This window comes from Streptomyces coeruleofuscus (genome assembly GCF_039532725.1).
In the GTDB taxonomy this organism is placed as follows: domain Bacteria; phylum Actinomycetota; class Actinomycetes; order Streptomycetales; family Streptomycetaceae; genus Streptomyces; species Streptomyces coeruleofuscus.
In genome coordinates this window covers 43,166-61,868 of sequence record NZ_BAAASE010000018.1, presented here as the reverse complement: position 1 = coordinate 61,868, position 18,703 = coordinate 43,166, and the positions used below count along the sequence as shown (strand labels likewise).

General features: G+C 71.6%; 21 protein-coding genes. 12 read left to right on the top strand and 9 right to left on the bottom strand.

Going from position 1 to position 18,703, the window contains the following annotated elements:
- Positions 1-80 precede the first annotated feature (80 nt).
- The gene (locus tag ABFX81_RS40900; protein ID WP_086842775.1) at positions 81-995 is read right to left on the bottom strand and encodes an RNA polymerase sigma factor SigF; all 915 of its coding nucleotides are present in this window, start codon (positions 993-995) and stop codon (positions 81-83) included.
- Positions 996-1,245: 250 nt separating this feature from the next.
- Here ABFX81_RS40900 and ABFX81_RS40895 point away from each other — a divergent pair, with 250 nt between their 5' ends.
- From ABFX81_RS40895 to ABFX81_RS40880, 4 genes are all read left to right on the top strand, one after another.
- The gene (locus ABFX81_RS40895) at positions 1,246-1,623 is read left to right on the top strand and encodes an STAS domain-containing protein (protein ID WP_086562403.1); all 378 of its coding nucleotides are present in this window, start codon (positions 1,246-1,248) and stop codon (positions 1,621-1,623) included.
- Positions 1,624-1,866: 243 nt separating this feature from the next.
- Positions 1,867-2,424, top strand: coding sequence for an ATP-binding protein (locus ABFX81_RS40890; RefSeq protein WP_086842747.1), 558 nt, complete (start codon positions 1,867-1,869; stop codon positions 2,422-2,424).
- Positions 2,425-2,820: 396 nt separating this feature from the next.
- A complete protein-coding gene (locus ABFX81_RS40885) occupies positions 2,821-3,522 on the top strand; it encodes an LPXTG cell wall anchor domain-containing protein (RefSeq protein WP_086842745.1) in 702 nt (233 codons plus the stop codon).
- 31 nt (positions 3,523-3,553) lie between these two features.
- On the top strand, positions 3,554-4,567 hold the full coding sequence (locus ABFX81_RS40880; RefSeq protein ID WP_346139589.1) for a hypothetical protein: 1,014 nt from the start codon (positions 3,554-3,556) through the stop codon (positions 4,565-4,567).
- A gap of 53 nt (positions 4,568-4,620) precedes the next feature.
- Here the strand turns inward: ABFX81_RS40880 and ABFX81_RS40875 are convergent, their stop codons facing one another.
- Positions 4,621-6,126 (bottom strand): peptide MFS transporter, encoded by a 1,506-nt coding sequence (locus tag ABFX81_RS40875; protein WP_346139588.1) that lies wholly within the window; start codon positions 6,124-6,126, stop codon positions 4,621-4,623.
- Between the two features lie 513 nt (positions 6,127-6,639).
- On the opposite strand from ABFX81_RS40875, the gene ABFX81_RS40870 reads away from it, so the two are divergent.
- Together ABFX81_RS40870 and ABFX81_RS40865 are read left to right on the top strand one after the other, a co-directional pair.
- Positions 6,640-7,317: a response regulator transcription factor gene (locus tag ABFX81_RS40870; RefSeq protein ID WP_010034575.1), complete on the top strand. Its 678-nt coding sequence runs from the start codon at positions 6,640-6,642 to the stop codon at positions 7,315-7,317.
- A 38-nt stretch (positions 7,318-7,355) separates the two neighbouring features.
- The gene (locus ABFX81_RS40865) at positions 7,356-8,633 is read left to right on the top strand and encodes an ATP-binding protein (protein WP_086854829.1); all 1,278 of its coding nucleotides are present in this window, start codon (positions 7,356-7,358) and stop codon (positions 8,631-8,633) included.
- Positions 8,634-8,649: 16 nt separating this feature from the next.
- On the opposite strand, the gene ABFX81_RS40860 is transcribed toward ABFX81_RS40865, so the two are convergent.
- On the bottom strand, positions 8,650-9,156 hold the full coding sequence (locus ABFX81_RS40860) for a GtrA family protein (RefSeq protein ID WP_086854830.1): 507 nt from the start codon (positions 9,154-9,156) through the stop codon (positions 8,650-8,652).
- Positions 9,157-9,318: 162 nt separating this feature from the next.
- Here ABFX81_RS40860 and ABFX81_RS40855 point away from each other — a divergent pair, with 162 nt between their 5' ends.
- Genes ABFX81_RS40855 through ABFX81_RS40845 form a run of 3 tightly spaced genes read left to right on the top strand, consistent with a single transcriptional unit; the run spans position 9,319 to position 12,172 of the window.
- The gene (locus ABFX81_RS40855) at positions 9,319-10,458 is read left to right on the top strand and encodes a 5-(carboxyamino)imidazole ribonucleotide synthase (RefSeq protein ID WP_086854831.1); all 1,140 of its coding nucleotides are present in this window, start codon (positions 9,319-9,321) and stop codon (positions 10,456-10,458) included.
- On the top strand, positions 10,455-10,979 hold the full coding sequence (purE, locus tag ABFX81_RS40850) for a 5-(carboxyamino)imidazole ribonucleotide mutase (protein ID WP_086854832.1): 525 nt from the start codon (positions 10,455-10,457) through the stop codon (positions 10,977-10,979). The genes ABFX81_RS40855 and purE overlap by 4 nt, the downstream gene beginning before the upstream one ends.
- Positions 10,980-10,984: 5 nt before the next feature.
- Positions 10,985-12,172: a membrane dipeptidase gene (locus ABFX81_RS40845; RefSeq protein WP_086854833.1), complete on the top strand. Its 1,188-nt coding sequence runs from the start codon at positions 10,985-10,987 to the stop codon at positions 12,170-12,172.
- On the opposite strand, the gene ABFX81_RS40840 is transcribed toward ABFX81_RS40845, so the two are convergent.
- Complete coding sequence (locus ABFX81_RS40840) at positions 12,112-13,254, bottom strand: alkene reductase (protein ID WP_346139584.1); 1,143 nt, start codon at positions 13,252-13,254, stop codon at positions 12,112-12,114. The genes ABFX81_RS40845 and ABFX81_RS40840 overlap by 61 nt on opposite strands.
- A gap of 53 nt (positions 13,255-13,307) precedes the next feature.
- Here ABFX81_RS40840 and ABFX81_RS40835 point away from each other — a divergent pair, with 53 nt between their 5' ends.
- Both ABFX81_RS40835 and ABFX81_RS40830 read left to right on the top strand, forming a co-directional pair.
- Positions 13,308-13,667 (top strand): MerR family transcriptional regulator, encoded by a 360-nt coding sequence (locus ABFX81_RS40835; RefSeq protein ID WP_086854865.1) that lies wholly within the window; start codon positions 13,308-13,310, stop codon positions 13,665-13,667.
- A 113-nt stretch (positions 13,668-13,780) separates the two neighbouring features.
- Positions 13,781-14,914, top strand: coding sequence for a membrane dipeptidase (locus ABFX81_RS40830; protein WP_086854864.1), 1,134 nt, complete (start codon positions 13,781-13,783; stop codon positions 14,912-14,914).
- A gap of 16 nt (positions 14,915-14,930) precedes the next feature.
- Here the strand turns inward: ABFX81_RS40830 and ABFX81_RS40825 are convergent, their stop codons facing one another.
- Both ABFX81_RS40825 and ABFX81_RS40820 read right to left on the bottom strand, forming a co-directional pair.
- Positions 14,931-15,326 carry a VOC family protein gene (locus ABFX81_RS40825; protein ID WP_086854863.1) on the bottom strand — a complete coding sequence of 132 codons (396 nt, stop codon included), beginning with the start codon at positions 15,324-15,326 and terminating at the stop codon, positions 14,931-14,933.
- Between the two features lie 14 nt (positions 15,327-15,340).
- Positions 15,341-15,712, bottom strand: coding sequence for a VOC family protein (locus ABFX81_RS40820; RefSeq protein WP_086854862.1), 372 nt, complete (start codon positions 15,710-15,712; stop codon positions 15,341-15,343).
- An 89-nt stretch (positions 15,713-15,801) separates the two neighbouring features.
- Here ABFX81_RS40820 and ABFX81_RS40815 point away from each other — a divergent pair, with 89 nt between their 5' ends.
- Positions 15,802-16,305: a CGNR zinc finger domain-containing protein gene (locus ABFX81_RS40815; protein WP_086854861.1), complete on the top strand. Its 504-nt coding sequence runs from the start codon at positions 15,802-15,804 to the stop codon at positions 16,303-16,305.
- 13 nt (positions 16,306-16,318) lie between these two features.
- Here the strand turns inward: ABFX81_RS40815 and ABFX81_RS40810 are convergent, their stop codons facing one another.
- From ABFX81_RS40810 to ABFX81_RS40800, 3 genes are all read right to left on the bottom strand, one after another.
- Entirely contained in the window at positions 16,319-17,020 is a 702-nt protein-coding gene (locus tag ABFX81_RS40810; protein ID WP_346139580.1) for a cupredoxin domain-containing protein, read from the bottom strand.
- A gap of 32 nt (positions 17,021-17,052) precedes the next feature.
- Complete coding sequence (locus tag ABFX81_RS40805) at positions 17,053-17,550, bottom strand: hypothetical protein (RefSeq protein ID WP_086854859.1); 498 nt, start codon at positions 17,548-17,550, stop codon at positions 17,053-17,055.
- 120 nt (positions 17,551-17,670) lie between these two features.
- A complete protein-coding gene (locus ABFX81_RS40800; protein WP_086854858.1) occupies positions 17,671-18,687 on the bottom strand; it encodes a plastocyanin/azurin family copper-binding protein in 1,017 nt (338 codons plus the stop codon).
- Positions 18,688-18,703 lie beyond the last annotated feature (16 nt).

Genomic DNA, 18,703 nt, shown 5'->3' with positions numbered 1-18,703 from the left:
GGGCGGACCGTTCGGTCCGCCCCCGAAGGAAGCATTCACCCGGTACAGCGTCGTCCGGTGAGGATCTCGTCCGGCGAGGATCACTCCTCGACAGTCAGCCCCTTGCGCAGCCGTACCAGCGTCCGGGACAGCAGACGCGACACGTGCATCTGGGAGATGCCCAGTTCCTCGCCGATCTCCGACTGGGTCATGCCCGCGACGAAGCGCAGCGACAGGATCTTCCGGTCACGCGGGGGAAGTTCGGCGATCAGCGGCTTCAACGACTCGACGTACTCGATGCCTTCGAGCCCGTGGTCCTCGTAGCCGATGCGGTCCGCGAGGGCGCCCTCGGAGTCGTCTTCCTCCGGCTGGGCGTCCAGCGAGGAGGCGGTGTAGGCGTTCGACGCGGCCATGCCCTCGACGACCTCGTCGTTGGAGATGCCGAGGCGCTCGGCCAGCTCGGTCACCGTCGGGGCGCGGTCCAGCTTCTGGGCCAGCTCGTCACCGGCCTTGGCCAGGTCGAGCCGCAGCTCCTGGAGCCGCCGCGGAACGCGCACGGACCACGAGGTGTCGCGGAAGAAGCGCTTGATCTCGCCGACGATGGTCGGCATCGCGAATGTGGGGAACTCGACACCCCGAGACAGCTCGAAGCGGTCGATCGCCTTGATCAGGCCGATGGTGCCGACCTGGATGATGTCCTCCATCGGCTCACTGCGGGAGCGGAACCGGGAGGCGGCGAACTTGACCAGTGCGAGGTTCAGTTCGACGAGCGTGTTGCGGACGTACGAGTACTCGTGGGTGCCTTCCTCCAGCGACTCGAGGCGCTCGAAGAGGGTCTTGGACAGGGCCCGTGCGTCGACCGCGTCGACTTCCTCGTACGGGGGGATGTCCGGAAGTCCGGCGAGAAGGTCGTCCGGTGTGACGAGCGTCTCAACCTGCTCGATGGGATCCAGATGTTCCGGAGGGGGTGTCGACGTCGCTTCCTGGGTACGCGATGCGTCGAGCCGGGGTGACATGATGTCCTCCATCGTTCTCGGCATATGGCTGCCGGAGCCAGTACGTGCACTGCGGTGTGCGGCGCCTCCAAAGCCGGCCGTGTCGGTTACGTGTCCTTACTAGGCCTACCCGCTTTCCCGAGCCCACCGCAAGTGCGTTTTGTGGGCATATGTCCGTTTGTGCGTGGTTGTTCGGGTGTCGAAGCGTGGAGGGAAGGCGTAGTGTTCGTGGGCGTCAGCAGCAGTCACGACGTCGGGAGAGAGAGACGGCATGGACCGCGGGACAGTCGGCAGCGCACAGTCTGGCCGGCTTCTGGTGGAGGTGCGGGAAGAGGGCTCTAGTGCCGTCGTGACCCCGGCGGGTGAGTTGGATCACCACACCGCCGATCTGTTGCGCGAGCCACTCGACGACTGCCTCGCCAAGGGATTCAAGCGTCTGGTCATCGACTGCGCGCGCCTGGAGTTCTGCGACTCCACGGGGCTCAACGTGCTCCTGGGGGCGCGACTGAAGGCAGAGGCCGCCGGTGGTGGCGTGACGCTCGCCGGGATGCAGCCGGTGGTGGCACGCGTGTTCGAGATCACGGGCGCGGATGCGGTCTTCAGCGTCCATGACACGCTTGAGGCGGCCTTGGCCGACGAGTCGGGCTGACCGGCGGTGCCTCGGCGCGCCGAGCCTCGGCCATCCCCCTGTGACCGATGCCCTACCCCCGTCACGCCCTTCGTATCGAATACGGGGGTGTTCCAACGGTCCGCTCGGGCAGGAGACATCCTGAAACGGTCGTCCATCAGGGCGGCAAGGGCGCCGCGAAACCGTCGTGCCGCGCACCGCGTGACTGACTGTGTAGTGAATTTTTTGAATTGTGAACTGGTGAATCGGTGAGGTGAAGCGCTGATGAGCACCACCCGGCCCTACTCGCCGGGCGACCGCGGGCCGGAGCCCAGCGGCGCTTCCGGGGCGTCGTCCCAGGGTGGCGTACCGGCGGGCGGTGCGTCCGGCGAGGGCGTGTCCGCGCCGTCCGGAGCCGCGGCACCGCCTGGGGGCCGGCAGGTGCGCCGGCTGAGCTTCGACGGCGCGAGCGGTGTCGTCCCGCTCGCCCGTGACTTCGCCCGCCAGGCGCTGTACGCGTGGGGCTGGCTGCCGGCCGCCTCCGCGGACCAGCGGGCCGCCGCCGAGGACGTGCTGCTCGTCGTCTCCGAGCTGGTCACCAACGCCTGCCTGCACGCCGAGGGGCCGGACCAGCTGTGGATCACCTGCGACAACAAGGTGATCCGCATCGAGGTCGCCGACCGGGGCACCGGCCAGCCGTCCCCCCGCACCCCGCACCGGGCGGGCCGCCCGGGCGGCCACGGCATGTTCATCGTCCAGCGGCTGTGCCTGGACTGGGGCGTCGTCCGCACGCCGGGAGTCGCCGGCAAGACGGTGTGGGCCGAACTGGGAGCCCCTGCCTGATCCGGCGGCGTTGCGCGCACGCCGGACGCGGGTTCCTCCCTCGGCCGTTCGGGTGAAGGGGAGCGGGCAGTTCGCTGCCTGAGTGCCTGAGTGCCTGAGTGCCTGAGTGCCTGAGTGCCTGAGGTCTGAGTGCCTGAGTGCCTGAGGTCTGAGTGTGTGAATACCTACGGCCCTGAGGCCTGAATGCCTAACGCCCTGAGGCCTGAATGCCTACGGCCCTGAGGCCTGAGTCCCTGGCCGCCCCACGGCACTTCCGCCGCGCATCCCCCCTCCGTCACCCCTCACGCGCCGGATCCCCACGGATCCCGCGCGCACGTGTCTTCCTTCCTCGACGCCCCGGGCGTACCTTGACGGCCCGATCTGATACCCCGTCAGTAACAGGAGGGGAGCGGCACCGTGTCGTACCGGAATCGAACCGCCGCGCTCGCGTCCGCCGCGGCCCTGGCCGGCTCTGTGGTGTTGATGGCCGCCCCCGTGGCCCGGGCCGAGGTCGTCGACGTCAACTACCAGTGCAAGACGCCGATCGGCGACAAGAGCGCCGTCTCGCCCATCGACATCAAGGGTGCCAGGAGCGGCGACGGCTACCGGATCACCATGTCCTGGCAGAAGGGCGTCTCCTCCAGCCCGGTCGAACTGGGCAAGGGCGCGATGACCCCGAGCGCCACCATCGCCCTGGGCGGCGCTGACGGCGGCACCATGACGGTGACCGGCCCCGCCAACGACGCCGCGATCCCCGCCAACACGCCGATCAAGATCAACGACTTGAGCGGCACGTACACGCCGAAGAAGAGCGGCGAGGTCACCTTCACGGCCGGCGTGCTCACCATCAAGGCGCTCGGCACGACCACCACGTGCACGCCGACGAACGACCCGGGCCCGTCCCTGACCCTCGACGTCACGGCCGCGAGCGGCGGCGGCGCCACCGGCTCCACCCAGGGCGGCGGCTCCGGCTCGGGATCCGGCTCCGAACTTCCGCAGACCGGGCCGGAGGACTCGGCCGTCGCCCTCGGCACCCTCGGCGGGACGGTCCTGCTCGCCGGCGCGGCAGGCGCCCTGTGGCTGACGCGACGTCACCAGGCGGCGCGAGCACGCCACTGAGCGCACCCCCGTACGACCGCTGGAGCCGCCGATGCCGTACGTCGTCCGTGTTCCGTACCTGTCACTGCCGGTTCTGCTGGTGCTCCTGCTCGGACTGGCGGGCGCCGGGCCCGCCGGTGCGGCGGACCGGCCCGTCGTCGAGCTGTCCAGGGCCCAGGCCGGGACGGGCGGTTCGGTCACCGTCACCGGCAGCGGCTGGCGGCCGCGTGCCCTGCTGACGCTGCTGGTCTGCGGGCAGGCCGAGCCGTCCCGGGGCGTGACCGGCGGCACCAACTCCTGCGCCAATGCCGACGGCCGGGCCGTCAGAACCGACGCCGAGGGGCGCTTCCGCCGCGAACTGCCCGTCGTGGAACCGCCCGTGCCGTGTCCCTGCGTGGTGCACGCGGCGACGGTGACCGGGGCCGGGGCCGAGGCCGACGCGGTTCTCCAGGTCGCCGGGCACGCCGTCGAGCCGCTGCCCGCGGACCGGGCCGGCGGACGGCTGTCACTGCTCGCGGACACCCGGCTGCGCGGCTCCGGCGGACTGCTGACCTGGTTCGGCTCCCCGCCCGCCCGGACGCTCGTGGTCACCGTCGGGAACGTCGGGACGTCCCCCGTGAAGGACCCCGTCTTCCAGGTCGGCACCTCCCACGGTGTGTTCGCCCCGCAGTGGCAGGACCAGCGCTGGCGCGGCACGATCCGGCCCGGCGGGAAGGCGCGCATCGAACTCCCCGTGGAACTCGCGGCCGGGGCGCACGGCGACTACACCGTGTCCCTGAAGTACGGCGGCAAGGTCCTCGCCGAGCACCCCTGGGGCGTGGGCCGCCCCTGGGGCGTGACCCTGTTCTGGGTCCTCGTCTGCCTGGTCGTCCCGGCGGCGCTGTTCCGCGCCGGCCTGGCCGTCGTGGACCACGCCCGCCCCCGCCGCCCCGTCCACGCGTCCCGCCCGCCCCGCCGCCTCCTCCCGCGCCTGCCCGCAGCACGCCGGCCCTCCGACCTGCCGTGGGTCGCCCCGGACGCCGAACAATCGAGACCGAAGCAGGACATGAAGGACATGCGGACATGAAGAAGGGCCGCCGCACCACGCGGGTGCGACGGCCCTCTGTCAGGCTCCGGCGATCAGCGGACGTCGCCCATGAGCCCCTTGACCTTCTTGCGGAACATGTACACCGCGAAACCGGCGACGACGGCCAGCGCCGCCTCCAGGGCCACGAAGCCGGTCCGGTCGAGGTTGATCCCGCCGACGGCCGGGTTGGACAGCAGCGCGGTGACGGAGTCGCCCGCGGTGACCGCGAGGAACCAGACGCCCATCATCTGCGAGGCGTACTTCGCCGGCGCCATCTTCGTCGTCACGGACAGACCCACCGGCGACAGCGTCAGCTCGCCGACGGTCTGCACGAAGTAGATCGCGACCAGCCACATCGCCGCGGCCTTGTGACCGCCCTCCGCGATCGACAGCGGGGCGAGGAAGAGGAAGAAGGACGCACCCACCAGCATCAGGCCGGAGGAGAACTTCACGATGGTGCTCGGCTCCTTGCCGCGCCGGTTCAGCCACAGCCACAGCCAGGCGAAGACCGGCGCCAGCGCCATGATCAGCACCGGGTTGACCGACTGGTACCAGGAGACCGGGAACTCCCAGCCGAAGACGGTGTTGTCGGCGCTCTTCTCGGCGAACAGCGACAGGGTCGAGCCGCCCTGGTCGTAGATCATCCAGAACACGGCGGCGGCGACGAAGAACCAGATGTACGCCGACACCTTCGAGCGCTCGCCGGCGTCCAGCTCCTTGTCGCGCAGGATGCGGGTGATGACCAGGATCGGCACGATCAGGCCGAGGAGGGTGAGCGGGATCAGCGCCCAGTTCAGGGTGAAGTGGCCGGTGCCGCCGACCAGGGCGTAGAAGACCACGGCGACGGCCAGCCAGATCAGGCCCTTGCGCAGGGTGGCGGCCTTCTCGGCGGGCGACAGCGGGGTCGGGACCTCGCTGCTCTTCGGGTTCAGGTGGCGGCCGCCGAGCAGGAACTGGACGAGGCCCAGCGCCATGCCGAGCGCGGCCAGGGCGAAGCCCAGGTGCCAGTTGACGTTCTCACCCACGGTGCCGATGACCAGCGGGGCGACGAAGGCGCCGAGGTTGATGCCGATGTAGAAGACGGTGAAGCCGCCGTCCCGGCGCGGGTCCTCCGGACCGTCGTAGAGGTGGCCGACCATCGTGGAGATGTTGGCCTTCAGCAGACCGGAACCGATGGCGACCAGGCCCAGGCCGACGTAGAAGCTCGCGGCCGCGGGCAGCGCCAGGCACAGGTGGCCGAGCATGATGACCAGGCCCGCGACGGCGACGGTCTTGCGGGGGCCGAGCACACGGTCGGCGAACCAGCCGCCGGGCAGCGTGAGCAGGTACACCAGCGACAGGTACACGGCGTAGATCGCCGTCGCCGCGCCCGCGCTCATGTGCAGGCCGCCAGGGGCCACCAGGTACAGCGGGAGCAGGGCCCTCATGCCGTAGTAGGAGAACCGCTCCCACATCTCGGTCATGAAGAGAGTGGCCAGTCCGCGGGGGTGGCCGAAGAAGGTCTTCTCGGGGCCGGGGGTGCCCGGACGGGCCGAGTCCTTCGTCAGGCTGGACGCCATGGGTCGTTCCTTGCTGGTCGGGACGCGCCCCGCAACAGCGGTGGTGCGCCCGGTGGGGGCAGCCGGCACCGGTACGGCCGTCCGTCCGACGCCTACGGGGGGCCGCTCCGGGCAGGAGCGGTGGGCGGTCGCCACCGGGATCCACGCCTCTACGCGCGTATGCGCACGCCGAGGCCCGGCCACAGGTCGTTTCCGGTTGAGGGGCTGGCGGGGAACCAGCCCGCACACAAAAGAGACCTCCAGGGGCGAACAGCCTCCGAAGGTCGCCATGGTGCTACAGGCGTTGATTCACCATACGGCAGGACACTGCCGCATATGGAAGGACTTGAGACACGGATCACAGGTTTCGAGGGAACCGTAAGACCTATTTCCATGGTCCTTACCAGGATCGCACCCCAGAGCCAGAGGTTTGTACGCGTACCCGCGGAACGTAAGAGACGGGTATGCCACGGGTAAGAATCAAGGCTTCCGGTCACACCCCAGCTCAGGGCCTTGCAGGTCTACCATCACCTCATGACCCGTGTACTGCTCGCCGAGGACGACGCGTCCATCTCGGAGCCGCTGGCCCGTGCTCTGCGCCGGGAGGGCTACGAGGTCGAGGTGCGTGAGGACGGCCCCACCGCTCTCGACGCCGGAATGCAGGGCGGCGTCGACCTGGTCGTGCTCGACCTGGGTCTGCCCGGCATGGACGGTCTGGAGGTCGCCCGCCGCCTGCGGGGCGAAGGCCACAGCATCCCGATCCTCATCCTGACCGCGCGCGCCGACGAGGTGGACACCGTCGTCGGGCTGGACGCGGGCGCCGACGACTACGTCACCAAGCCGTTCCGGCTCGCCGAGCTGCTCGCCCGCGTCCGTGCCCTGCTGCGCCGCGGCGCCGCCGAGCCGCAGCAGCCGCCCGCCACCCACGGCGTGCGCATCGACGTCGAGTCGCACCGCGCCTGGATGGGCGAGGAGGAGCTCCAGCTCACCGCCAAGGAGTTCGACCTGCTGCGGGTGCTGGTGCGCGACGCCGGCCGGGTCGTCACCCGCGACCAGCTCATGCGCGAGGTCTGGGACACGACCTGGTGGTCGTCGACCAAGACGCTCGACATGCACATCTCCTGGCTGCGCAAGAAGCTCGGCGACGACGCGGCCAACCCCCGCTACATCGCCACGGTGCGCGGTGTGGGCTTCCGCTTCGAGAAGAGCTGAGCCGCGGGGCAGGCACGGACAAGCACGGGTAACAGGACATGCGCCGCCGACTGATCCAGTCCACGCTCGCCGTGGTCCTCGTCGTGATCGCCGTCTTCGGCGTCTCCCTCGTCATCGTCGAGACCAGGACGATCAGCAACAGCGCCCAGGAGCGGGTGGAGTCCGAGGCGGTCCGGCTGGCCAGCATCGTCGACAGCCGGCTCTTCGTCGCCCAGCAGGTCGACGCGGAGGTGCTGCGCAAGCAGGTCACGCAGGACCGCTACTACGCGGTGATCCGGATCCCCGGGGAGGAGCCCATCGAGGTCGGCTCCAAGCCGTCCGGTGACGTGATCACCGCGACCGCCCCCGGCGAGGAGGGCGAGACCGTCACCGTCCAGGAGCCGCGCTCCTCGGTGACCCGGGAGGTCGGCCGCACGCTGCTGATCATCGGGCTGGTCGCGCTGCTGGCGGTGGTGGCCGCGGTGCTGCTGGCGGTCCGCCAGGCGAACCGGCTGGCGTCGCCGCTGACCGACCTCGCGGAGACGGCCGAACGGCTCGGCTCGGGCGATCCGCGCCCCCGGCACAAGCGGTACGGCGTGCCCGAGCTGGACCGGGTGGCGGACGTGCTGGACGGCTCGGCCGAGCGCATCGCGCGCATGCTGACCGCCGAGCGGCGGCTGGCCGCGGACGCCTCCCACCAGCTGCGGACGCCGCTGACGGCGCTGTCGATGCGGCTGGAGGAGATCACCCTCACCGACGACCCGGACACGGTGAAGGACGAGGCGACGATCGCGCTGACGCAGGTCGAGCGGCTCACGGACGTCGTGGAGCGGCTGCTGACGAACTCCCGCGATCCGCGCACCGGCTCCGCCGTCACCTTCGACCTCGACGAGGTCATCCAGCAGCAGCTCGCCGAGTGGCGTCCCGCCTACCGCAGTGCGGGCCGGGCGATCGTCAGTTCCGGCAAGCGGCATCTGGAGGCCGTCGGCACGCCGGGAGCGGTCGCGCAGGTGCTGGCCGCGCTGATCGAGAACTCCCTGATGCACGGCGGCGGCACGGTGGCGCTGCGCACCCGCGTCACCGGCAACCAGGCCGTCATCGAGGTCACGGACGAGGGCCCAGGCGTCCCCGCCGACCTCGGCGCCCGCATCTTCGAGCGGGCGATCAGCGGCCGCAACTCCACGGGCATCGGCCTGGCCGTGGCCCGCGACCTGGCGGAAGCGGACGGCGGCCGCCTGGAGATGCTCCAGACCAAGCCCCCGGTGTTCGCCCTGTTCCTGTCCCGCACGCCCGTCGGGAAGTCCCACGGCGGCGCGGACGAGCCGATGATCCGCTGACGCGGCTCACGACGGCTTACGGCACACGCTGCCCGTCCCGCGGGCGCCTGGCGCGTTCGCCCTTCAGGATCGATTCCGCGTCCGCCACCGGCTCACGGGCCGGAAGGGCGCGGAACACCCAGCTGCGGTACGACCAGAAGCGGAACAGCGTGGCGATGCCGATGCCGACGAACTTGAAGATGTTGTTCTGCAGCGGGGTGTCCCAGCCGAAGCCGTACGTGGCCGCGTACAGAACGCCGTTCTCGATGACCAGCCCGACCGCGCTGAACAGCAGGAACAGGGACATCTCCCGCGTACGGCGGGTCTTGTCGCGGTCGCGGTAGGTGAAGTAGCGGAAGCCGACGTAGTTGAAGACGATCGCGACGACGGTCGCGATGACGCTCGCGCGCACCACCTGGAGGTCGGTGACGTGCCGTACGAGGTTGAACACGAGGAGGTTGACCAGCACCCCGGCACCGCCCACCGCGCCGAATTTGGCGACTTCGTGGAGGAGCCGTCGGAGCCGCGAAGCACCATGTCCCATGGTCGTGCAGGCCCCCGTCCGTGGTTGGCGTCAACTCAGCCATGCTAACCACCCTCCCGCGCGATCTTCCTGCGGACGCCGGTGGACGGCCGGAGATGGTCCGGGCAGGGCAGGGGAGGGGCAGGAAACCGGCCACCCTGGCGCGGCCGATACCCTGGGGGAGTGACGTTCCCGGTAGTCGGCATGGTCGGCGGGGGCCAGCTCGCTCGTATGACACACGAGGCAGGCATCCCGCTCGGCATCAGGTTCAAGCTCCTCAGTGACACCCCGCAGGACTCCGCTGCGCAGGTCGTGAGCGATGTCGTCGTCGGCGACTATCGCGACCTCGACACGCTGCGCGAGTTCGCCCGTGGGTGCGACGTGATCACCTTCGATCACGAACACGTGCCCACCGAGCACCTCAGGGCCCTGGAGGCGGACGGCATCCCCGTGCGCCCCGGCCCCGACGCGCTCGTGCACGCCCAGGACAAGGGCGTGATGCGCGCGAAGCTCGACGCGATCGGCGTGCCCTGCCCCAGACACAGAATCGTCTCCGATCCGCAGGACGTCGTGGCCTTCGCCGCCGAGGGCGACGGATTCCCCGTCGTCCTCAAGACCGTCCGCGGCGGTTACGACGGCAAGGGCGTGTGGGTCGTCGACTCCGTCGAGGAGGCCGCCGACCCCTTCAAGGCCGGTGTCCCCGTGCTCGCCGAGGAGAAGGTCGACTTCGTCCGCGAGCTCGCCGCCAACGTCGTACGCTCCCCGCACGGGCAGGCCGTCGCCTATCCGGTCGTCGAGTCCCGCCAGGTGAACGGCGTCTGCGACACGGTGATCGCGCCCGCCCCCGGCCTCGACGAGGCCCTCGCCCTGCGGGCCGAGGAGATGGCGCTCAACATCGCCAAGGAGCTCGACGTCGTCGGCCACCTCGCCGTCGAGCTGTTCCAGACCCGCGACGGCCGCATCCTCGTCAACGAACTCGCGATGCGCCCGCACAACTCCGGCCACTGGTCGATGGACGGCGCCGTCACCAGCCAGTTCGCCAACCATGTCCGGGCCGTCCTGGACCTGCCCCTCGGCGACCCGCGCCCGCGCGCCACGTGGACGGTCATGGTCAACGTCCTCGGCGGCGACTACCCGGACATGTACTCCGCGTACCTGCACTGCATGGCCCGCGACCCCCAGCTCAAGATCCACATGTACGGCAAGGACGTGAAGCCCGGCCGCAAGGTCGGCCACGTCAACACCTACGGCGACGACCTGGACGACGTGCTGGAGCGCGCCCGTCACGCAGCCGGCTACCTGAGAGGCACCATCACCGAATGAGCCCTGTTGTTGGCATCGTCATGGGGTCGGACAGCGACTGGCCCGTCATGGAGGCCGCCGCCAAGGCCCTCGACGAGTTCGAGATCGCCTACGAGGTCGACGTCGTCTCCGCGCACCGCATGCCGCGCGAGATGGTCGCGTACGGCGAACAGGCCGACGAGCGCGGGCTCAAGGTGATCATCGCCGGGGCCGGCGGCGCCGCCCACCTGCCCGGCATGCTCGCCTCCGTGACCCCGCTGCCCGTCATCGGCGTGCCCGTGCCGCTGAAGTACCTCGACGGCATGGACAGCCTCCTGTCGATCGTGCAGATGCCGGCCGGCGTCCCGGTCGCCACGGTCTCCGTCGCCGGTGCCCGCAACGCCGGTCTGCTCGCGGCCCGCATCCTCGCCGCGCACGACGAGGAACTCCGCGCCCGTATGCGCGAGTTCCAGCAGGAGCTGAACGACCAGGCCACCGAGAAGGGCAAGCGCCTGCGCTCCAAGGTCGAGGGCGCGAGCGGCGGTTTCGGTTTCGGGAAGTGACCCCCATGACGTCCCTCGACGACGCCCGCACGCTCCTCGCCGAGTTCCCCGTCGCCGACGGGCACAACGACCTGCCCTGGGCGCTGCGCGAGCAGGTCCGCTACGACCTCGACGCACGCGATGTCGCCGCCGACCAGAGCGCCCACCTGCACACCGACCTCCCGCGGCTGCGCGCGGGCGGGGTCGGTGCGCAGTACTGGTCGGTGTACGTCCGCACGGACTCGCCCGACCCGGTCGCGGCCACGCTCGAACAGATCGACTGCGTACGGCAGTTGATCGACCGGCACCCGCAGGACCTGCGGCCCGCGCTGACGGCCGCCGACATGGAGGCCGCGCGCCGGGAGGGCCGTATCGCCTCCCTCATGGGAGCGGAGGGCGGCCACTCCATCGCCAACTCCCTGGGCACCCTGCGCGGTCTGTACGGGCTCGGCGTGCGCTATCTGACCCTCACCCACAACGACAACGTGGACTGGGCGGACTCCGCGACCGACGAGCCGCGGGCCGGCGGCCTCACCGCGTTCGGCCGGCAGGTCGTGCGGGAGATGAACCGGCTCGGGATGCTCGTCGACCTGTCCCACGTGGCGGCGACGACCATGCGCGACGCTCTCGACGCGAGCTCCGCCCCGGTGATCTTCTCCCACTCCTCGGCGCGGGCCGTGTGCGACCACCCGCGCAACATCCCGGACGACGTCCTGGAGCGGCTGCCCGCCAACGGCGGCATGGCGATGGTGACGTTCGTGCCGAAGTTCGTGCTCCAGGCCGCCGTCGACTGGACCGCCGCGGCCGACGAGAACATGCGCGCCCACGGCCTCCACCACCTCGACACCACCGCGGAGGCCATGAAGGTCCACCGCGCCTTCGAGGAGCGGCACCCCCGCCCGGTCGCCACGGTGTCCACGGTCGCCGACCATCTGGACCACATGCGCGAGGCCGCCGGCATCGACCACCTCGGCATCGGCGGCGACTACGACGGCACGGCCTTCACGCCCGACGGCCTGGACGACGTCTCCGGCTACCCGAACCTGATCGCGGAGCTGCTGGACCGCGGCTGGTCGAAGGCCGACCTGGCGAAGCTGACCTGGAAGAACGCGGTGCGGGTGCTCGACGCGGCCGAGGACGTGGCACGGGGCCTTCAGGCCACGCGGCCGCCGTCCAACGCCACCATCGAGTCGCTCGACTCGCTCGACGGCTGAGCGCCGAGGGCGGGGTAGTCGGTGTAGCCGGTCGCCCCGCCCACGTACATGAAGTACCGGTCGCGCATCTCGTTCAGCGGCGCCCGGTGCCGCAGCCGCGTCACCAGGTCGGGGTTGGCGAGGAAGGGCCGGCCCAGGGCGATCAGGTCGGCTCCGGCGCCCAGCAGCGCCTCGGACGCCCGGTGCACGCCGTCCGTGGAGATCTCCCTCAGCACCGGGTTGGCGACGATCACCCCGGGCCAGCCGGCGCGCACCTTCCGGAACACCGGCGTGTCCGGGTCGGCGTACCCCAGGTGCAGGTAGGCGAGCCCCAGCCCGCCGAGCCGCTCGACGAGCGCCGGGTAGATCTCCTCGGTCTCTCCCTCCTCGATGCCGTTGACGGTGTTGCCGGGGGAGACCCTGAGCCCCACCCGCCCGGCTCCGATCTCGGCGGCCACGGCCTCGGTCACCTCGGCCGTGAACCGGATCCGGGCGGCGACCGGCCCGCCGTAGCCGTCGGTGCGGAGGTTGGTGTTGCGGGCGAGGAACTGGTGGAGCAGATGGCCGTTGGCGGAGTGCACCTCCACCCCCTCGAAACCCGCGTCGATCGCGTTCCGGGCGGCGCGTGCGAAGTCGGCGACGGTGGTGCGGATGTCCTCGGCGGTCATCTCCCTGGGCACCACGGCCGGCCGGTGACCCTCCGGCGTGAAGATCGTCTCGGGCAGTGGGACGGGCGAGGGCGCGACCGGGGTGAGCCCGCTGGTCGCGGGGTGGCCGACCCGCCCGCCGTGCTGGAGCTGGAGGAACATCCGCCCGCCCGCCTCCCGGACCGCGTCCGTGACCTGCCGCCACCCGGCCACGTGCGCCGGGCTGTGGACGGCGGTGATGTTCGGGTACGTCTGCCCGACCGCGTTCGGCGTCGCGGCCTCGGCGATGATCAGTCCCGCGGAGGCGCGCTGGGCGTAGTACGTGGCCATGAGCGGGGTCGGGGTGCCGTCGGCCTCGGCCCGGTTGCGGGTCAGCGGGGCCATCACGAGCCGGTTGGGCAGGTCCAGCCCGGGGAGACGAGCCGGTTCGAAGAGTGCTGTCGTGTGCTGCGTCATGCCCGTACGCTAGAACCTGACACCCATGTCAGATTCAAGTCCGGGAGTGGGACGTGCGGATCGGTGAACTGGCCCAGCGCACCAACGTGAGCGAGCGGTCGCTGCGCTATTACGAGAAGCAGGGGATGCTCACCGCCGAGCGGACGCCCGGCGGGCACCGGGAGTACCCGGAGGCGGCCGTGGACCGGGTCATCCGGATCCAGGAGCTGTTCGCGGCGGGACTGTGCAGCGAGAAGATCGTCCAGCTGCTGCCGTGCATGCGGGACTCGGACGGCCGGCCCTCGGCCCGCGCCACGCCCAACCTGGTCGCCGAACTCACCACCGAGCGCGCCCGCATCGACCGGATGATCGCGGACCTGGTCCGCTCCCGGGACACCCTCGACGAGGTGATCGAGGCGGCCCGGCTGTCCTGAGAGCGTCTTCCGCGCGAGCCCGGGACCGTACTCCGAACGCCCCGCCCACCAGGAACCCTTCAGCGCTCCGTGCGACGGTGACCGTACCTCACGAACGACCGTACGGAGTCGCCATGGCAGACCTCCAGGACGACCTGCGCACCACCGCCGCGGCCGGAGAGTCCGACGACCTGGCCGAGCCGTACCCGGACGAGGCCGCCATGGCGGCGGAGCCCTACGAGCCCGTCTCCGATCCGGACGACGCGCCGATGACCCGGGCCCACGCCATCCTCGCCGCCCACCCCGTCGCCGACGGCTACAACGGACTGCCCTGGGCGCTCAAGCGCCTGTCCTACTACGACCTGGAGGAGGGCGAGAGCACGGTCGACACGGACGTGCCCCGCCTGCGCCGAGGGCATGTGGGCGCGCTGTTCTGGTCGCTGCACCTGCCCGAGGGCCTGGACGGCGACCGGGCCGTCGGCGCCACGCTGGAGCAGCTGGACGTGGCCAAGACCGTGGCCCGGACCTGCGACGAGGGACTGCGGCCGGCCTGCACGGCGGGGCAGGTCGCGGACGCCCGCAACTGCGGCCGCGTCGCCGTGCTCCTCGGGCCCGCCGGGGCCCCGGCCGTGGGTGACTCACTGGGCATCCTGCGCCAGCTGCACTTCCTCGGCCTGCGTGTGCTGACGCTGTCCGGGGTGTCCTGGGCGAGCGACGCGGGGCTGACGCGGTTCGGTGAGGAGGTCGTGCGCGAGATGAACCGGCTCGGCGTCATCGTGGACCTCTCCGGTGCCTCCGTGCCGACCGTCCGCCGTGTGCTGAGCCTCTCCCGGGCACCCGTGCTGTGCAGCCGCTCCGCCGCCCGTGCCCTCCGTCCCCACCCGGTCAACCTCCCCGACGACCTGCTGGCGGAGCTGGGCGCGGCCAAGGGGCTGTGCCTGGTGCCGCTGACCGCCGAGCAGACCGGCCCGACCGTCCGCGACGTCGCCGACCATCTCGACCGCATCCGGGCCGTGGCCGGTGCGCAGTGCGTCGGGCTGTCCGGCACGTACGACTCGGGCTCGGCCCATCCGCAGGAGCTCGGCGACACCTCCTGCTACCCGCGGCTGATCGCCGAGCTGCTGCGGCGCGGCTGGGACGAGGCCGACGTGGCTCTTCTGACCTGGGGCAACGTCCAGCGGGTGCTGCGCGGCGCCGACTTCACCGCCCGCGCCGCCCAGCAGCGACGCGCGCCGTCGGCGGCGACCATTTCCGAGCTGGACGGGTGACCGGCAGGCGGGTGACTCAGGTGGTGTGCTCGATCCGGCACAGGCAGAACGGATGCCCTGCCGGGTCGGCGTACACCCGGAAGTCCTTCTTCTCGTAGTCCTCCCGGTCCAGTACCCGCGCCCCCAGCGCCAGCACCCGCTCCTCTGCCGCGTCGATCGCCTCCCAGGTCGACCCGCCGTCGAAGTCCAGGTGGAACTGCTGGGCGTTGTGGTCGGCCCTGGGCCACTCCGGCGGTGTGAACCCGGGCGAGCGCTGGAAGGCGAGCCGCGGCCCGTCGGGGATCCGCAGCACCACCCAGTCGGGGTCGTCGTCCTCGGGAGTGCCGCCCCCGACCTGCGCGTAGAAACGGGCCAGCTCGCGTGGGTCGGGGCAGTCGACGACGACGGAACGGAAACGTGCCACAGCGGACATGAAGCCTCCCGGTGTCAGCAGGCGCAGAGGCAGAACGGGTGCCCGGCCGGATCGGCGTAAACCCGGAAGGTCCGTGTCCGGTCCTCGGCGTCCAGCGGCTTCGCGCCGAGCGCCAGCACGCCCTTCTCGGCCGCGTCCAGGTCCTCCACGTCCAGGTCGAGATGGAACTGCTGCGAGCCGTCGGGCGACGGCCACTGCGGCGGTACGTACCCCGGGGATTCCTGGAAGGCCAGCGCCGGTCCGCCCGGCACCTTCAGGTCGACCCACTCGCCCGAGTCGTCGGCCTCCACCGTGGGAGTGCCGCCGAGCACCTCCGCGTAGAAGCCGGCCAGTGCGTGGGGGTCGGGACAGTCCAGGACGACGACACCCAGCTTGGCGAGAGCCATGACTTCCTCCTTGAAGTCGCTGTTACCCGTCAGCGTTACCAGCACATCGCGGGTAACCGGTAACCGTTACTCCATGCTGGCCCATTGCCATGACGGAGAGATCGCCCGCCCCCGGCGGCCTGGCCCTGGTCGAGGCCCTGGTGAACACCCTGGACATCGAGTCGGGTGCCGACTCGCTGGACACGGCGGAGGGCCGGGCACGCTTCGGGATCACGTGGGACGGGGTCGAGGACGCCCGCGCACTGCGCGAGTCCCTGCGCGTGGCCCTGCTCGCCCACGCGGGTCACCCGCCGCACCGCGAGGTGACCCCGCTGGGCGATCTGCTGGCCGGGGCACCGCTGGTGGTGTCGGTCGACCGGCGGGACGGCTCGGCGACCCTCGCCCCGGCCGACGAGGGCCCCCTGGTCTCCCGCGTCGCGGCCGCCGTCGCCGAGGCCCTGGTCGCCGGCACCTGGACCCGGCTCAAGGCCTGCGAGGCCACCGACTGCCTCTGGGCGTACTACGACCGCAGTCCGGCCGGCCGCGGCCGCTGGTGCTCCATGCAGGTCTGCGGGGCCCGGGCGAAGATGCGCCGCTACCGGGCGAAGGGCTGACCTGCGCGTAGGCCTACGCCTCCTCCTCCCTGGGCGCCCGAGGCGCCTGGGGTGCCGACGCCCGGGAGCCGACCAGGAGCAGGCACAGCACCGCGACCCCGGCGACGATGCCGGTCAGCACGAGCAGGGGGTCGAGGGGACGGGCGGCCGATGCGGCCGTCTGTGGCTGCGGCTGCTGCGCGACCTGTGCGGCCGGGGACGACGGGGACGCCTGCGGTGACTGGCCCGCGGCCGCCGGGGAGGCCGTGGACGCCGCGGAGGACGGCGTCGGGGACGGCCTGCGCGTCGTCGGCGGCCCGCTGCCCGGCGCGGTGCGGCTCGGCGCGGTCGCCCGGTGCCCCGAGGAGGAGCCGGTGTGGTGCTCGTGCGCCGTCGGTGCCGCCGTCGTCGCCGGTGCCGCCGCACGGACCGTGATCCCGGCCGTCATGTTCGGGTGGACGGTGCAGACGTAGCCGTACGACCCGGCCGTGGTGAACGTGAAGCTCCAGCTCTGCCCCTTGTCCAGCATCGGGGAGTGGATCGAGACCGGGCCCGAGGTGGTCTTCACGTCGTGCGGAGCCGTGTCCTGGTTGGTCCAGGTCACCGTGGACCCGGCCGGGACGCTCAGGCTCGCGGGCGAGAAGGCGTACCCCTTCATCGTCACGCTGTACGAGGCCGCCGACGCCTGCCCGGCCGGCAGCAGCGGCAGGGCGAGGAGCGCCAGGACGGCGGACACGGCGGCGCTCCGGGCCGTCCGCCGGGCCGCCCTCACGCGAACTCCGCCGCGACCAGCAGCCGCAGCCGGGTGGCCGGCCGGCGCCACGGCAGCCGGAATCCCGTGGCGCGGCGCAGCAGCCGGTACGGCAGCCGGGCGTGCCCGACGACCAGCAGCCGGTCGTCGGCCCGCTCGACCACCCGCAGCCGCAGCAGGACGGGGAAGGTCAGGCCGTTCAAAACGAGGTCGCCGGTGAGCTGGAGACGACTGCCGTGGACCTCGACCTGCTCCGAGGTGAGCACGGCGGACAGCGGGCGGTCGTCGAACTCGTAACGGAACGAAGGGCCTTCGGCGTCCTCCGGCACGGTGAGGGACGCCCCGCCGAGCGTGACGCGACGGCGCAGGACCGGCAACGGCCCGTACCAGGCGGTGAGTTCGGTGAGTGAGCGGCCGGGGGCCACGGTGTACCGGCCGGGCAGCGGCAGCCGGCGGCCGGCGCCGTCGCGCGACTGGGGCGGGGGAGGGACGGTGGGCAGGGTGACGGTCGTCATCCCGGTCTCCTTGGAAGGCGGTTCCCCAAGCATGGCGAGGGTGTGGAGAATGGAGCGGGCGCCGCTCCGGCCGGCTGAGCCCCGGCCGGAGCGGCGTCCACCCTGTTGTCGCGGACCGCGTCAGCAGTTGCCGGTGAGGAAGTCCGTCGTGGGCGTGAGCATCTGCCCGGCCCAGACCGTGTGCATCTTCACGTAGCTGTCGGGGTTCAGCAGATCGGTGACCTGCTGTCCGGGCGACTCCTCCAGGTGCGCCTTGTTGATGTGGTTCAGCAGCACGCCGAGCGTGTCGTCGAGCGCCGAGCCGCCGCCCGAGACCGCGGGCTTGAGGATGCTTTCGACCCAGACCGTGTGCGTCTTGATGTACGAGTCGAGCGCAAGCGCGTCCTGCACCTGCTGCCCCGGGGACCGCTCCAGGTGCGCCATGTAGAGGTGCTGGAGGATCGGAAGCAGCACGTTCTGCACGCTGGCGCACTGCTCGTCGCTGCCGCCTCCGCCGCCTCCGCTCCCGCCGCCGGTGCCGCCCGTGGGGGCCGGGCCGGCGGTGGGCGCGGTGGTCGGTGCCTGCGTGGGGGCGGGACCGGCTGTGGGGGTGCCCGTGGGGGCCGGCGTCGGCGTGGGCGTCGACCCTCCGCCGCCACCGCCGCCACCGCCGGCCTCGACGACCTTCACCGAGCCGACCATGTCCGGGTGCACCGCGCAGTAGTACTCGTACGTCCCCGCCTTGCTGAAGGTGTACGACCAGGAGTCGCCCTGCTCCAGCGTCCCCGAGTCGAACTTCACCGGGGCCTTGGTGGTGGTGACCGTGTGCGGCACGCTGTCGTGGTTGGTCCACTGGACGGTCTGGCCGACCTCGACGACGAGCTGCTTCCCGTCGCCGAACTCGTTGCCCATGATGTCGACCTGGTAGTCGGCCTTGGCGGCGGCGGGCTGTGCCTCGGCGGCGGCCACGGGCGCCTGAGCCGCGCCCGTGGTCCGCTCCGAGCCGGCCGGCGTGGAACCGGAGACCGCGCTCAACAACCCGAGGCTGAGCACGGCGGCCAGCGCCGCACCGAGCCCGGCGACCAGCAGACCCCGGTTCCCGGCGGGCGGCCTGCGCCGCCCCTGTCCGGTCTCGTCGCTGTCGTTGCTTCGTTTCACTTCTGCTCCTTGCGCT

Excerpts from the sequence above, each read along its gene's own strand:
- ABFX81_RS40900 (WP_086842775.1), bottom strand. The coding sequence starts at position 995 with ATGTCACCCCGGCTCGACGCATCGCGTACCCAGGAAGCGACGTCGACA.
- ABFX81_RS40895 (WP_086562403.1), top strand. The coding sequence starts at position 1,246 with ATGGACCGCGGGACAGTCGGCAGCGCACAGTCTGGCCGGCTTCTGGTG.
- ABFX81_RS40890 (WP_086842747.1), top strand. The coding sequence starts at position 1,867 with ATGAGCACCACCCGGCCCTACTCGCCGGGCGACCGCGGGCCGGAGCCC.
- ABFX81_RS40880 (WP_346139589.1), top strand. The coding sequence starts at position 3,554 with ATGCCGTACGTCGTCCGTGTTCCGTACCTGTCACTGCCGGTTCTGCTG.
- ABFX81_RS40875 (WP_346139588.1), bottom strand. The coding sequence starts at position 6,126 with ATGGCGTCCAGCCTGACGAAGGACTCGGCCCGTCCGGGCACCCCCGGC.
- ABFX81_RS40870 (WP_010034575.1), top strand. The coding sequence starts at position 6,640 with ATGACCCGTGTACTGCTCGCCGAGGACGACGCGTCCATCTCGGAGCCG.
- ABFX81_RS40865 (WP_086854829.1), top strand. The coding sequence starts at position 7,356 with ATGCGCCGCCGACTGATCCAGTCCACGCTCGCCGTGGTCCTCGTCGTG.
- ABFX81_RS40860 (WP_086854830.1), bottom strand. The coding sequence starts at position 9,156 with ATGGGACATGGTGCTTCGCGGCTCCGACGGCTCCTCCACGAAGTCGCC.
- purE (WP_086854832.1), top strand. The coding sequence starts at position 10,455 with ATGAGCCCTGTTGTTGGCATCGTCATGGGGTCGGACAGCGACTGGCCC.
- ABFX81_RS40845 (WP_086854833.1), top strand. The coding sequence starts at position 10,985 with ATGACGTCCCTCGACGACGCCCGCACGCTCCTCGCCGAGTTCCCCGTC.
- ABFX81_RS40840 (WP_346139584.1), bottom strand. The coding sequence starts at position 13,254 with ATGACGCAGCACACGACAGCACTCTTCGAACCGGCTCGTCTCCCCGGG.
- ABFX81_RS40830 (WP_086854864.1), top strand. The coding sequence starts at position 13,781 with ATGGCAGACCTCCAGGACGACCTGCGCACCACCGCCGCGGCCGGAGAG.
- ABFX81_RS40825 (WP_086854863.1), bottom strand. The coding sequence starts at position 15,326 with ATGTCCGCTGTGGCACGTTTCCGTTCCGTCGTCGTCGACTGCCCCGAC.
- ABFX81_RS40820 (WP_086854862.1), bottom strand. The coding sequence starts at position 15,712 with ATGGCTCTCGCCAAGCTGGGTGTCGTCGTCCTGGACTGTCCCGACCCC.
- ABFX81_RS40815 (WP_086854861.1), top strand. The coding sequence starts at position 15,802 with ATGACGGAGAGATCGCCCGCCCCCGGCGGCCTGGCCCTGGTCGAGGCC.
- ABFX81_RS40805 (WP_086854859.1), bottom strand. The coding sequence starts at position 17,550 with ATGACGACCGTCACCCTGCCCACCGTCCCTCCCCCGCCCCAGTCGCGC.